Annotated in this window: 12 protein-coding genes; 3 read left to right on the forward strand and 9 right to left on the reverse strand. The window is 73.1% G+C overall.

Annotation, left to right across the window (positions count from 1 at the left end; genetic code table 11):
- Positions 1 to 142 precede the first annotated feature (142 nt).
- From ACFWW8_RS03555 to ACFWW8_RS03570, 4 genes are all read right to left on the reverse strand, one after another.
- A complete protein-coding gene (locus tag ACFWW8_RS03555) occupies positions 143 to 892 on the reverse strand; it encodes a class F sortase (RefSeq protein ID WP_386523046.1) in 750 nt (249 codons plus the stop codon).
- Entirely contained in the window at positions 889 to 1,713 is an 825-nt protein-coding gene (locus ACFWW8_RS03560) for a hypothetical protein (protein ID WP_386523049.1), read from the reverse strand. The genes ACFWW8_RS03555 and ACFWW8_RS03560 overlap by 4 nt, the downstream gene beginning before the upstream one ends.
- A gap of 382 nt (positions 1,714 to 2,095) precedes the next feature.
- Complete coding sequence (locus ACFWW8_RS03565) at positions 2,096 to 2,692, reverse strand: ribosome-inactivating family protein (protein ID WP_386523052.1); 597 nt, start codon at positions 2,690 to 2,692, stop codon at positions 2,096 to 2,098.
- 308 nt (positions 2,693 to 3,000) lie between these two features.
- Positions 3,001 to 5,733, reverse strand: a complete 2,733-nt coding sequence (locus ACFWW8_RS03570) for a DNRLRE domain-containing protein (protein ID WP_386523055.1) — start codon at positions 5,731 to 5,733, stop codon at positions 3,001 to 3,003.
- Between the two features lie 450 nt (positions 5,734 to 6,183).
- Here ACFWW8_RS03570 and ACFWW8_RS03575 point away from each other — a divergent pair, with 450 nt between their 5' ends.
- From ACFWW8_RS03575 to ACFWW8_RS03585, 3 genes are all read left to right on the forward strand, one after another.
- Positions 6,184 to 6,486: a hypothetical protein gene (locus tag ACFWW8_RS03575; RefSeq protein ID WP_386523058.1), complete on the forward strand. Its 303-nt coding sequence runs from the start codon at positions 6,184 to 6,186 to the stop codon at positions 6,484 to 6,486.
- Between the two features lie 235 nt (positions 6,487 to 6,721).
- Entirely contained in the window at positions 6,722 to 7,180 is a 459-nt protein-coding gene (locus ACFWW8_RS03580) for a Crp/Fnr family transcriptional regulator (protein ID WP_386523061.1), read from the forward strand.
- Positions 7,181 to 7,488: 308 nt separating this feature from the next.
- Positions 7,489 to 7,932, forward strand: a complete 444-nt coding sequence (locus ACFWW8_RS03585) for a subtilase-type protease inhibitor (RefSeq protein WP_386523063.1) — start codon at positions 7,489 to 7,491, stop codon at positions 7,930 to 7,932.
- 115 nt (positions 7,933 to 8,047) lie between these two features.
- Here the strand turns inward: ACFWW8_RS03585 and ACFWW8_RS03590 are convergent, their stop codons facing one another.
- The 5 genes from ACFWW8_RS03590 to ACFWW8_RS03610 form a co-directional block, all read right to left on the reverse strand.
- A complete protein-coding gene (locus tag ACFWW8_RS03590) occupies positions 8,048 to 8,497 on the reverse strand; it encodes a sel1 repeat family protein (RefSeq protein WP_386523066.1) in 450 nt (149 codons plus the stop codon).
- A gap of 62 nt (positions 8,498 to 8,559) precedes the next feature.
- Positions 8,560 to 9,474: a GNAT family N-acetyltransferase gene (locus tag ACFWW8_RS03595; RefSeq protein WP_386523069.1), complete on the reverse strand. Its 915-nt coding sequence runs from the start codon at positions 9,472 to 9,474 to the stop codon at positions 8,560 to 8,562.
- Positions 9,475 to 9,655: 181 nt separating this feature from the next.
- Positions 9,656 to 10,417 carry a lysophospholipid acyltransferase family protein gene (locus ACFWW8_RS03600; RefSeq protein WP_386523695.1) on the reverse strand — a complete coding sequence of 254 codons (762 nt, stop codon included), beginning with the start codon at positions 10,415 to 10,417 and terminating at the stop codon, positions 9,656 to 9,658.
- Between the two features lie 181 nt (positions 10,418 to 10,598).
- Complete coding sequence (locus tag ACFWW8_RS03605; RefSeq protein WP_386523072.1) at positions 10,599 to 12,047, reverse strand: hypothetical protein; 1,449 nt, start codon at positions 12,045 to 12,047, stop codon at positions 10,599 to 10,601.
- Positions 12,048 to 12,074: 27 nt separating this feature from the next.
- Positions 12,075 to 13,529, reverse strand: coding sequence for a hypothetical protein (locus ACFWW8_RS03610; RefSeq protein WP_386523075.1), 1,455 nt, complete (start codon positions 13,527 to 13,529; stop codon positions 12,075 to 12,077).
- Positions 13,530 to 13,805: the final 276 nt, after the last annotated feature.

Below are 13,805 nucleotides of genomic sequence, written 5' to 3' on the forward strand. Positions count from 1 at the left end.
GCCGCCCCCGCCCCCGGGGGGGGGCGGCCCCCCCCCCCCCCCGCGCCCCCCCCCCCCCCCCCCCCCCCCCGGGGGGCGCCCCCCCCCCCCCCCGGCCCCCCCCGGCCCCCCCCGCACGCCCCTCCCGGCGTTCGACGCCGGGCTAGGCGGTGCCCGTCATCCGGGCGAAGACGACCACGTTGCTGTCGTAGTAGTTCTTCTTCGGATCGAAGTCGCCGCCGCAGGTGACCAGCCGCAAGCCCGCGTGGTCGAGGTTCTTGTAGACCTCCAGCGTGGGGAACTCGGCCTTCGGGTACTCGGCGACCCGGTTCACCGTGAAGGTGACCGTCTTGTTGTCCCGCCGGGTCACCTTGATCGTGTCGCCTGCCTTCATCGTCTTCAGCTTCTCGAACACGGCCGACGAGCCGTTCCAGGTGACGTGGCCCGCGATCACGGCCGGCCCCTGGGAACCGGGGGTCGGTCCCGGTTCATACCAGCCCGCGAGACCCGGGTCCTTCGGGGTCTCCATGGTTCCGTCCGCGTTCTGCCGCAGCGTCTCCAGGGAGCTGGAGACGCCGAGCGACGGGATCGAGATCTTCTGCGGTTCCGACCGGGCCAGCGCGGGCTTGACCTGCGCCCCCGCGTCCGCACTGCTGTGCGCCCCGGCTCCGGGCGACGCACTGCGCCCCGGAGACACCTCCCCGGCCGGGGCGTCCGCCCCGGCGCCGGCGGCCGGCGCTCCGCCCGGCCGGGACTGCCCCTGCGGGGTGGAGGGCGCCGCCGGGTCCTGGCCGGAGCACCCGGCGAGGAGGAGGGTGGCGAGCGCGGCGGCGGTCAGCGGGCCCGCGGCCCGGCCGCGGGGCCGCGCGGCCGGCACACCGGGCGGGCGCAGGCGGGGGGCGGCGGGCTTCACGCGGCGCCGCCGGTGGTGTTCTTGCGTACGGGGACGGCGCTGACCCGCCTGCGTGCGGCGGTCACCGCGCCGAACGCCGCCACGGACAGGGCGATGGCGGCTCCGGCCATCGTGGCCGTCGGCGCCGACGCACCCTGCGGGGCGCTGCCGCCGGTCTCGATGCCGCCGACCGGGATGGAGCCCACGGCCGCGCCCTTGACCTCTCCGCAGTTGGTGGGAGCCGTGGCCTCCTGCGGCAGCTTCGGGTCGAGCTCGCTCTTGCCGGCGCCCTCGAAGTCGTACTTGTCGTTGTTGTTGCGGTCGATCCCGTGCTGCACGACGTGCAGGTTCTTGATGCTGTCGACGACGTCCTGGCCGACGGGGATCGTGCGCTTGTAGGAGATCTTGCCCTGCTTGTCGGCGACGGGCATGCGGTCCACGGCGAGACCGCTGGCCGCCTCGGTGCTTCCGGACGTGGTGAGGGAGATGTTGATGTCGCCGTAGTCGACCGTGGCCTCGGTGTTGTTGAGGATCCCGTCGCCGTTGGTGTCGTCGCTGGCGTCCGGGCAGTGGAAGTCGTGGGCCTTGGTGGACCCGTGCAGGTGCTGGGCCGACGGCTGACCGGGCACCATCCCCTCGGACTCGATCTGCACGGTGAGCTGCCGGCCCTTGAGGCTGAGCATGACGGTCCCCTTGGCCCCGGACCCGTTCAGCTGCGCCAGGTCGATCTGGTACGCCTTCCCCGCGTCCGCGAGGGCCGGGCCGGAGAGGCCAACGGTCAGGAACACGGCGGCGGGTACGGCGGCGAGCACCACGAGGCGGCCGGTGCGCTTGACTATCACATTCGCTCCTGTTCCATGGATTCCCGTAGGGGGAATCGCAGATCGTGCGGGGTGGAAATGAGTCCCCGGAAAGGGCCTCGCTACTTCTTCGGGGTGCCAACGCCCTTGGATTGGTGTTTCTTTGAAGAATCTTTCGCGTGTTCACAAGTCTGCGGCCGGGCCCGGTACGAGGTTGCACCCTCGAGGGTCGAAAACACGCTGGGCAGGCGCGCGAATTCACTCGGCGGACGCCGTGGATTCGCTCGCGACGCGGCCGGAAAGGCGGCAGGCGAATACGTCCGGCCGTCCGTGAATTCCGCGGACTCCACAGGGAGCCGCCCTGCCGGACAGCCGCTCGTGCGGACGCCGCGGGGAATGTCGTGAGCCGGTGGGACGACCCCTGTCAGGCGGCCGCCCTCATCGCGGCCGGCAGCGGTCCGCCGGTCATCCAGACGCGTGACATCTCGTCCGCCAGCACGGGCGAACGGGCTGCCTCGCAGAGCATTTCCGAGAGCACGAGGAGCGCCCGCGCGGTGCACTTCGGGTCGGTGTTGCGGTGCAGCCAGATGACCGCGTTGACCATGGACCGGCGGCCCAGCGGCAGGCCCGTGCGACCCGCGTCGGCCGCTGCCTCCAGGGAGCGGCCCCCGCCGAACGGCAGGGCCTCCGCCCTACGGACGCCGGGTGGGGCGACCGAGTCCCGCACGTGGCGGAAATGGGCTTCCGGCGGAGCCTGCCCGTCTTCGAAGGTGTTGCGGAACCCCACGATGCGTATCCCTGGATTGTGCACCCGCAGTTCGATGTAGAGCTCGACGAAGAGGCCTCTCTGCTGCATGCGCACGGGGAGGTATCGAACTCTCGCCACCCCGCCCCCCGCATTGCTCGCAAAGGACCGGGCTTCCGCCGCTCTGGATCGGATGGCCGACGCGAGGAGTCGGTACTCCTCCACGGAGGCGCACTCCACGGAAAACGAAACGGGGTTCAGCGTGACGGCGCGCATCAGGTGGCGGCGCCGGAACTCGGACTCCCCAAAGGGAAATCGGCCGCAATCGGTTCGGTCCTGCCGCACTCACGCACGGAACATCCACCGCCTTCCGCAGGGACCCGGTCGTCGACGGCTGACACCGTTCGCTTCGCCGGGACTGGTTCGCTGCGGTCCTTTGTAGTCGTCGGCGCGGCGGCGGAACGAATACTTGGCCTCTGATGCCAAAAACTCATCACGGTTCGGCAACGGAGGGGGTCCCGGCACAGCACGAGGGGGCGCGAGCCGTTCACCGGCCCGCGCCCCCTCGTCCGTCGGGCCCTCGGTTACGGCGCCCCGAAGGTCAGCGTCAGCCGCGGGGTCCCCTCGCCGGCCTGGGCCTCCGAGGACCACAGCCACAGCGCGTCCGTACCGGTGCTGGTCAGCGCCAGCCCGTAACCGGTGCCGAGCGCGGCCGCCACGGTCGAGGTGTTCAGCCCGGTGGAGTGCACCGCCGAGCCGTCCGGAACGCCCGCGAAGGTGCCGAGCGCCGTACCGCCCAGGGCCGGGCGGTTGGTGTACGTGGTGCCCGTCTCGGTCCACGCGCCGGTGACCGGGACCACCGACACGGTGTCCGTGGTGCCGGCGCAGCCCATCGTGCTCGTCTTCACGCCGAGGACGGCCGACTTGAGCACCGTGCCCGCGGGCGCCGCGGGCAGGTCGAAGCGAAGGTAGCTCGCGTAGAACGAGCTGCCGCGCACGGCGAGCGAGCCGGAGGTCCCGTAGTTGGTGCCGGGCGCGCCGGCATTGGCGTAGGTGTCCTCGGAGGCGGTCACCTCCACGACCGAGTCGGCCGGGGCGGAGGCGAGGGCGAAGTGGTTCTGTACCTGCGCCGCACTCAGGACGGTCGGGTAGACGGCGGTCTCGTCGAGCCGCCCCGCCCAGAAGTCGCTGGTCGGCCGGTCCGGCCAGCCGCCCAGGTTGTCGCCGCCGGCGTGCCAGTAGCCCGAGAAGTTCTCGTGCGCGGTGACGTTGAGGGTGCCCTTCTGGACGCCGTCCACGTACAGGGTCATCCCGCCCGGCCCCTGGGTCGCGACGACGTGGTGCCAGGCGTTGTCGTTGTAGGCGGCGCTGGTGGTGACGGTGCGGGTGGCCCCGGTGTAGACGCCGAAGACCAGCCGGCCGTCGTTGGTCATGTAGACGTGCTTGTCGTACTGGCTGCTCGCCCGGTCCTGGTTGTTCCCGAAGCCGACGAGCTTGCCGCCGCGGGTGGTGTTCGTACGGAACCAGGTCTCGACGCTGTACGTGCTGCCCACCGTCTGGCGCTTGTCGCCGTACACCTGGGCGTCCGTGCCGTCGAAGCCGATCGCCGTACCGGCGCCGGTGACGGCCCCGGGCGTCTGGCGCAGGGCCGGGCCGTTCAGGTGCACGCCCGCCTGGTTGCCGTTGACCGAGGAGTCGGCGGCGAAGGACGGGGCGGACTCGTCGTAGCGCCAGAACTGCTGGGCCCCGTCGGCCCGGACCTGGTTCGGGTAGCCGTCCACCGAGGTGGGCACCGTCACGCTCGCCGTGCCCGACAGGGCGCTGGCGTTCCCGGCCGCGTCGGTGGCCGTGACGCGGTAGGTGTACGCCTGGCCCGGCGAGACGGTGGTGTCGGTCCACGAGGCCTGCGGGCGCCGGAAGAACAGCGAGTCGGCGTGGACGGTGGCGATCGGAGTGGCCGCGCCGTTGCGGTAGACCTTGTACGTCAGGGCGCTGTCGTCCAGGTCGAGGCTGGTGCGCCAGCGGACCTGGGCCTCGCCGGGTGCGAAGCTGACCGCGCTGGCCACCGGAACGGTGGGCGCGCCCGTGTCCCCGGTGGAGGCGAAGCGGGTCAGGCTCTGTTGCGCGCCCCCGTTGACGGTGGTGAACTCGCCGCCGACCCACAGGTACTGGACACCGCTCTTGGAACCGACCGCCATGACGCGCGGGCCGATGCCCTCGCCGATGCCGTCGTTGGTGTCGGGCGCCCAGCCCAGCTTGCCGGTGCCGGTGGTCGGCTGCGCGAGCAGGTGGTGGCGCTGGCCGTCGGGGAACTCTCCGACGCTGGAGCAGTCGTGGGCGTGCGAGGCGCTGTAGAGCACGCTTTGGTACGGGAGCACCGCCTGGGTCGCGCCGAGGCAGGTGTCGCGCCAGCGCTGGCGGAGGTCGCCGAGGTTGAGGGCGATGCGGCCGTCGAAGACGCCGCCGCCGGTTCCCTCGTTGGCGGTGTAGAAGCCGGTCTCGTCGGTGGCGATGTCCTTGACCACCGAGTTGTTCTCGATGAAGCCGGGGTAGGACGTGGCGAGCGCGCCGGTGGTGGAGTCGACGACGGCCAGCGCGTGCGTGTTCACGCCGTTGACGGTGAAGAAGTCCCCCCCGAGGATGACCTTGCTTCCGTCGGGGGTGACCTCGACGGCCCGGCCGGGCTCGTCTGCGTGGGCGGTGAAGGGGCGCAGCGCCCCGTTGTCCGCGTCGACCGCGGCGAAGCGTTCGCGCTGCTGGCCGGCGACGGTGAGGAAGTCGCCGCCCGCGTAGACGGTGTCGCCGGTGACGGCCAGGGCGCGGACGGTGGCGGCGAACGCCGGGCGGAAGCCGGTCTTCACGGTGCAGGTCGCCACGTCGATCGCGACGAGACTGGACACGGGGGTGCCGTTCACGGCCCCGAAGTAGCCGCCCGCGTACAGGGTCTGCTGGTCGGGCGAGAGGGTGAGCGCGCGGACGGTGGCGGTGCCACCCCCGACGGTGAAGGACAGGGTGCAGGCGGTCGGAGCGCCGGTCGCGGCGTCGAGCGCGACGAAGTTCACGGCGGACTGCTCGCTGCCGGCGCCGCCCGCGGGCGGGCGTACGGCGGAGAAGGTGCCGCCCACGAAGACCTTGCCGCCGGCTTCGGCGAGGGCCCAGACGACTCCGTTGGGCTGCCAGGTCGGCAGTGCGTCGGCGGTGAAGGCGACGGGCGGGGTGATCGCCGCCGCCTGCTGCACGAGGCCGAGCCCCATGCTCGCGCCGGTGGCGGCAAGGGACAGGGCGAGGGCGGCCGCCAGGCCTCTGGATCTACGCATGAACCCCCCAGTTCGGTGGTGCGCTACGGCCGTGTCATGCGCGGCCGGGTGAGTCATGGCCTGAAACAGCCGTCAGCTGTCCACAACCATGCGTACGGCCGCACCCTAGGGCGGATCGCCGCTCGGTTCACCCCACTTGGCACATCGGATGCCGAATCGCTCCGGAACGCCCGCGGCGGCGGCCGCGCCCGTCGGTGGTGGGCGCGCCCGGCCGGGCGGGAGCCGTCGGGGCACACCCCGTTTGCGGGTCCCGGCGTCCCGGTCCGGAAGAGGGGGACGGAAGGAGTGCGAAAAGGGGTGATTCGTCGCGGCACGATCCGGATCGCGTCAACCGGAACCCGTCGGCGCCACCCGTTTACCCCCGTCACCCTGGCGAAAGCACCACGCACCGGGCCCGGGCCCCTCTACCGTGCCCCTGGGGGGACGGGCACGGCACCGGAGGTGGGGCTGATGGACGACGAAGAAGACATGCGGTTGGCGAGGATGACGCCGGAGATCTCCCGCCGCACCCTCATGATGCTGCGCGGCCTCGCGGGGCTGGAGCCGCCGGAGCAGGTGCCCGAGGACGCCATGATCGTCGCCGACGCGATCCTGGCCGAGCACGGCACGGACGGCCTGCGCGTGCTGGTGATGACGCTCGCGGCCTGGGCCACGGCGCAGATCGAGAACGTCGCGGAGCTGAGCGGGCGCAGCCATGAGGCGGTGCTGGACGCGGTCGAGCTGGCCTGCCTGGAGGCGAGCGCCGAGGACTAAGCCGTCTCTTTCGGATCCTGTCGACCCGGCACGATCCGATGGGGACCGCCGGGCCTGGGCGCCGGGCAGACCGGCGGGCCCGTACGACGCCCCGGCGCGGCGGCCCCGGCGACCCGCGCGGGGGCGCCGAGAGAGTACCGGGGGAAGAAGCGGTGCGCGACCGCTCACGATCGGGCGGGTGTCGGCGACACTGGGATGAGCAGGAGCCACCGGGGGGTCGTGATCGGAGGCCGTCGTGAGCACACCTTCTCCCATCCGGATCGCCGCCGTCCTGTCCACCGAGCACCGCGGACGGCTGATGTCGCAGGCCCGGGAGGTCCATTTCCGGGAGGGCGCGCGGATCTTCGACGAGGGCTCCCGGGCGGAGTCCTTCTGGATCGTGCGCTCCGGAACCGTGACCCTGGAGATCCCGGTGCCCGGCCGCCGGCCCGCGTCCGTGGAGAACCTCGGCCCCGGTGAGCTGGTGGGCTGGTCGTGGCTGTTCCCGCCGTACGTGTGGCAGCTGGGCGCCGAGGCGATGACCCCGGTGCGCGCGTACGAGTTCGACGGCCCCCGCGTGCGGATGCTGATGGACGCCGATCCCGCGTTCGGGTCAGCGGTGGGGCACTGGGTCGGGCGCGTGCTCGCCCTCCGGCTGCACCAGACCCGTACCCGCCTCCTCGACCTGTACGCACCCCACACCGCGGCCCGCTGACCAGCCGGGCCCGCGCCGTCGCGGTGCGCCCGGCCCGGAAGCCGCCGACCGGCCCCGCACCCGGTCCCCCGGCGGCTTCCGGCATGTTCCGGGAAGGTTCCGGGAGGGTTTCGGGAGGGTCCACACATCGGTGTTCGGCCGATTCGGGGGGCTGTTCCCGTACAGGTCAGTCGACCCGCACCCGCTGCGGTCTGCGGTCATCCGTACACGATCGGTGACGAGAAATGGGGGTGCGAACGGGCGTTCGCGGTCCGCGTGGGCAAGACTCTGTCCGCTATCCGAAACACCAACCCAAGGGAGTGTTCGAAATGCGGTCCATCGCAAGGGGTCTCGGGCTCGGTTCCGCCGCCATGGCGCTCACCGCGTTCACCGCGCTGGCCTGGCCGGGAGCGGCCGACGCCGCCCCGGCCGGCACGGCGAGCCTGTACGCCCCGTCCGCGCTCGTGCTCAGCGTGACGGCCGGGGAGGACGCCGACGCCGGTACGGTACTGCGGGCGGTGACCCTCGTCTGCGCGCCGACGCCCGGCGGGACGCACCCGGACCCGGCCGCCGCGTGTGCCGAATTACGCGCCAACAGCCCGGAGTTGGACGCGCTCGCCACGCCCGCCCCGGGCACCGCGTGTACCCGGGAGTGGAATCCGATGACGGTCACGGCCGACGGGGTGTGGGAGGGCCGCCGGATGAGCTACGCGTACACCTTCGGGAACCCGTGCGGCCTGGACCACGCCACCGGCGCGCTGTTCGGCTTCTGAGCCGGCGCGTCCCGGAGTACTGATCACGCGGCACCCCGGAGTGCGACCCCGTGTCACCCCGGTGAGCCTGGCGGCGCCGTGCGACCGCCGTCCGGCTCGCCGGGGGCGCAGGGACTCACAGGGGCGTTCCGCCGTCCATGTTGAAGGCGTGACCGGTCCGGAACAGCCGCTTGGCGAAGTAGTGGCCGTGCTCGGCGGCCATCCGGAACCACGGCTCCGACGCGCGCATCCCGTCCCGCTGTTCGACGAGCCGGGCCATCTCCCACATCGACTCCACGTCCCCCTGGTCGACGGCGGACCGCAACAGCCGCTCCGCCTCGGTGAAGTCGCCGCCGATCTTCCGCAGCAGTGCGACCGCGCGCATCGCCCGGGGGTCACCGGCGGCCGCCGCGGCCTCCGCCTCCTCGACGGTGGCGAACTTGTTCCGGTTGCGCCGCCATCCCAGGAGCAGGAGGGCGATGCCCACGGCCCACACCGCCCAGCTCGCGTCGGTCAGTCCCGGACTGTCGTTGACCCAGCCGAGCACGCTCAGGAGTGCGGCGACGAGCAGTAACGCGTACGACATGGGTTCCCCCCGGAACGCCGACGACGAGGCACCGCGCAGACTAGGGCAACGACCCCGCGTTGTCAGCCCAGTTCGAGGCTCGTGACGCCGTAGACCCCGGCGAGGTCGGCGTCGGGCGCGGGGCCCGTGTACATCCGCGCCGTCTCGAAGACCGGTACGAGCCCGAGGCCCGCCAGGAGTCCGGCGGCGCCCGGGTTCGCGTCCGGAACGTCCACGGAGATCCGACCGTCGGGGGCGTGCCGGGCGAGCCCGCGCAGCAGCGCGGCCGCGACGTCGGGGCCGTCGGCGTACAGGGGGCCGACCCGGGAGGGCCCGGCGGACGGACGGACCACGCCGAGGCCCGCGATCCGTCCGTCGCGGACGGCGGCCAGCGCGGTCCGGCCGGGCAACGCGGTCCAGAGCGACAGGAAGGCGTCGCGGGACGCCGGGAAGAAGCGGCGGTCGTAGGCGGCGAGTTGCGCGAAGGGGAGCGACCCCGCGTGGACCAGCTCGACGCCGGCGGGGACGCGGGGGACCCCGGCCCCGCCGGACACCCCGGCCCCGCCGGACAGCAGCGCTCCCCCGGGCTCCACGACCCCCCAGGGCACCCCTTCCAGCCGGGTGTTGTTCCACGCCGGACGGAACCCGGACCTTCGGTAGTTGTCCTGCTGGGCCACGACCCCGTCGAGGCCGACGAGCCGCCCGCGGAGCCGTTCCATGCCGGCGCGCCACAACCGGATCCCGTACCCCTGGCCGCGGAAGGCGGGACGGGCGATGTAGAAGCCGATGAAGCCGAAGTCGGATCCGTAGCGCACCGCGGAGATGCAGGCCACCGGTTCGCCGCCGACGCGGCCGACGAGGAAGCCCTCCGGGTCGGCGGCCGCGAACGCGAACCGGTCCGAGTCCCCCGGGTTCCATCCCTCCTCCTCGGCCCAGACCCGCATCAGTTCCATGTCGGCGGCGCCGGCGCCGCCGATCTCGCATCCCGTTCCCGTCATGTCCGGTGTTGTACCAGACGCCGGAAGGGCGCGCAGCGGGGCCCAACCGGCCGTCAGCAGGCGGGCGAAGCCCATCCGGTCGGCGTCACCGGTGCCGTCCTGGACGCACCTGCCGGGCGGCACGGGTGCGCCGACCGGGCACTGGCCGGGTGGAGGCCGGCATCCGGCGCCTGCGGTGAGGTCAGTCGAACAGGTCTTCCCGATCGGCCAGTTCGCGGTCGACCAGCTCCTGGACGGCGCTGCGCGTGGTCTCGCTGAGGCGTCGGGCGGCCTCCCGGCGGGCGACCAGACCCTCGGGCCGCGTCGGCGCCGGGATCGGCTCCCCGACGGTGATGGTCCAGTTGGACGGCAGCGGGAACGGGGTGGTGAGCGGGAAGTACGGCACGCCGAGGAGCCGGGCGAGGGTGGGCACCTCGCCGAGCTTGGGGCACGCCTCCTCCGCTCCGACGATCCCGACCGGTACCACGGGAGCTCCCGACCGGATGGCGGCGACCGCGAAGCCGGGGTTGAAGGGCCGCAGGCGGTACCGCTCGGTGAACGGTTTCTCCAGACCGGCGACGCCTTCCGGGTACATCCCGACGAGCCGTCCCGCGTTGAGGTGGTCGACGCCGGCCGTCGGGCCGATCGGGAGCGCGCCGTTGCGGCGCGCGTGCCGTCCCAGGATGGGTGTGCGGAAGACGAAGGGGGCCGCGAGGAAGCGCACGCGCCGGTCCAGGGCCCTGCCCAGGACCTTGTCCAGTACGAACGCGTCCAGGCCCCAGGCACCGGAGTGGTTGACGGCGATCACCGCGGGGCCCTCGGCCGGGATGTTCTCCAGGCCGAGCGCGACCACCCGGAAGTAGTCGTCGACCAGCCAGTCGAGGAGGCGGTCCCACGCCACCTCGCCGGCTTCGCCGAGCAGCCGCTTGGCGGAGTCGAGTTCCGCCCCGGCCGCCTTGATCATCTCAGCCACGCTGTCCCTCATGGTGGGACCTCACTCTCGCATCGCGCGTCACCGACGGGATGTCGACGGGACGGGTTCTGCCGGTTCAACGTCCGTGAGCGCTGTTGATCACGGGGTGATCGGGACGGCGCGGATGAAGTCGTCCGTTCGAGGGCAGGCGGACCCGACCACCCGGGTGAGGTCACCCGGGTGAGGTCCAGCCCGAGAACCACCTCGCGGCCCGCCGTACGTCGGCGGCCGCGTTCGCGCACCGGTCGGCGTGCGCGAGGAGGGCCGTCCGGAAGCGTTCGCCGGTTTCGCTCCCGTTCCAGCCGGTGTCGGCGGCGCAGGCGGAGAGCCGCTCCGCGTGGCGGTCCAGCCGGTCCGCTCCGACCCGTCCCCGCGCCCCGTACGCCGGGAGCCCGTCTCCGTACGCCTCCGCTGTCACGGTGGGACCGTCGGCCCCGACGAGGGCGACGGCAACGGACCCTGGACCGAGGCTGCCCGGCAGGCCGTCCGGGGCGAACCGCGGTGCGAGGAGGACGGGGCGCGCCTCCGCGGTGGCGCCGCGGACGACTTCCCGGCCCACGAGCACGGCGAAGCGCGCGGTGGCGCAGCCGGACGGGCTGCCGCACAGGGCCCACGCCGGATCGGCGGACTCCCCCGATGTCAGCGGCCCCAACAGCGCACGGTCGTAGAGGATTTCGTCCCCCGGGGCGATCGCCGCTCCGTCCGCGTCGAGCGGCGCACGGACCGGGTACACCGTGGCGGGCAGCGGAGGGTAGTGCTCCAGGGCGAGGTCCACCGCGGACTCCGGCGAGGTCACGTCGCCCGTGGCCGCGCCCGCGGCGAGCAGGGCCAGCGCCTGGAGTGCCGAGACGCTGGTGGCCGTCGACACCAGGGACAGTGCGTGCGCGACGGCCAGGTCCGTTTCCGGCGCGCCCTGGGACCGGGCCGCCAGCCGGCCGGCCAGGGAGCCCGGCTCGGGGTCGGCGAGGTACGGGGCGAGCCGCCGCCGCAGGGCCGCCGCCCGCTCCTCGTACGCACGGCTGCCCACGGCGCCCGTCGCGGCCCTGACCATCTCGCTCAGCAGGGTGTCCGCGGCCGCGCCGGCCCCCAGGACGACATGTCGGCTCAGCCGCAGCATGCCGGTGCGCCAGCCGTCCTCGTCCAGGGCGCCGTCCTCACGCCGGGCACCGAGCACCGCGTCCAGGTGCCCGCCCACCCGGGCGGTCAGCCCGGCGAGTTCCTCCTGCGTCAGCGCATCCCACGCCCCGGCCGGAACCACGTGCGGCGAGAGGCCGCAGCGGCGCCCGTCGGTGGCGAGACCGGACGCGGTGCCCAGCGCACCGGCCCCGGCGGCACGGGCCAGCAGGCCCTCCGCGTCCGCGCGGGTCAGCGGCACCACGAAGGTGCCGAAGGGCGTACGGAGCCGCACCGACCGCCCGTCCCGGCGGCCTTGCAGGTGTGTCATCAGCCGGCGCGCGAGCCCGGCGCTGGTGAGCGCGTCCAGACCCAAGGTCCGCGCGGGCAGGTCCGCCCACGGCAGGCCGCGGGCCACCAGTGCGGCGCTGAACAGAACGTTTTCCAGCGGCCGGGCCGTCTCGGGGCGCGGGGCAGCAGTGGCCGGGACGTCGTACGGGGTGGTCATCGGTCGGTCTCCCTCGTGGTCACGCGGTCACTTGTCGCGGAGCATGTACGGCTGGTTCCCCACGACGTCGCCGTCGTAGGCCGCGATCAGTTCGTTCACCCGGTCCCGGTGGTGTGTCATCTCCCCGCGCAGGGTGTCGGAGTACGCCTGCGGGGCGTGCGACAGCGGGTAGTCGTACGACTCGTCCAGCCAGGTCAGTTCGACCCAGTCGGCGGGGACGTCGTGGGGGGAGGCGGGGCCGCGTCCGTCGAGCATGGGGATCACGTCGTGCTTGTTGACCAGGCTGATCACCTGCGTGGTGTGGTCGGCGGGGCGCTTGTTGTCGATGGGAGAGCCCAGCGTGACCACGTGGGTGATCCGGTAGGTCGACGCCAGTTCCACGTCCATCGCCAGGTTCATGGCCGTCAGCCCGCCCAGGCTGTGTCCGACGAACATCACCTCGGACCCGGCCGGCGCCCCCGCCCGGCGCAGCAGCTTCCGCGCGGCGCGCGTGTAGGTCGTGTCGGAGCGCAGGCACCCGTCGAAGGCGCCGATCAGGTCCTGGGGGGTGCTGTTGCTCGGCAGCCCGAAGCTGGTACCGGGCAGCAGGAGCACGTACCTGACGTGGCCGTCGGTGCATGCGACGCGCCGCAGCAGCACCAGACCGTGATTGCCGAGCGTGCCGATGTCGTTGATGTAGCTGACGATGTCGTTGCAGGACGTGCGCAGGGCCTTCGCCAGGATGGAGTCGGGCTCGATCCGCTCCGCGCGTCCGGGACCGGGGTTGAGGAACCCGAGCACCGAACTGGGCAGTCCGAAGAAGGGATCCGTGGTCGGGACGCCGCCGGCGAGGGTCACCCACGAGAAGTCGTCATTGACCGGGTTCTCGTCGAGCAGTCCCAGCAACCCCAGGAGCTCCATGATCACGGGACTGACGGTCGTCAGGGCACGGGTCACGCCCAGCCGCTCGACGAGCGCGTGCAGGGCCCGCAGTGCCTCCCACCGGTTACCCCTCACCATGGCGTCGGTGAGCCGCCTCGCCAGTACGGAGTCGAGGTTCGGGTGCTCGACCACCGCCGCCTCGATCCTCAGCGCGAAGGCGTCCACGGCCATGGCCACCGCGGCCGGGCGGCGATAGGTCACGCTCCCCGCCATCCGGGCCAGCTCGCCGACGACTCCGCCGTTCGGACCGAACCCGAGCCCCGAAGGGCTGGTCAGCGCCTTGGCGCACGACACCGCCGTACCGACCGCCCACCCGGGGCGGCGCAGGCAGGCCAGGCCGAACCGCCAGCTGCTCAGCGCGCCCGTCAGATCCGCGCCGGCCCGCTTCGCGGTGAGGGCCGCATCCGCCAGCAGCACGGAGGCGGCGATCAGGAGCTCCGCCTCGGGCCGCCCCGTCGCGGAAGGCGCCCGGCCGGTCACGGCGTCCAGCGTGTCCACGGGCGGACCGGACTGCCCCGGAATGGACTGAGCTGCTTCGTCGACCACCTGATGAGGCGTCACGGTCTTCCCTCTCGTCGCTGTGCGGCGGCTCCGCCGCGATGCCCGGTTTCCGCCAGGCATCGTGGCACCGGCGCCGACCCGCTGCGCACACCCGAGGGGGCGACGGGCGACGGAGTGCGCCTGCCCGCCGCCGCCGGCGCACGCCCTGCGGCAGTGGGCCCCCCGATCCCACCGGGTGCTGGACGGACACGGCCGGGCCTGGCCCGCCGCGCATCCCTGTGCGACCCGGAGGATGAGAGAGAGGTCACCATGTTGACGCGTGCCGCCCCTGCCCCC

The organism is Streptomyces sp. NPDC058701, from assembly GCF_042715295.1.
In the GTDB taxonomy this organism is placed as follows: domain Bacteria; phylum Actinomycetota; class Actinomycetes; order Streptomycetales; family Streptomycetaceae; genus Streptomyces.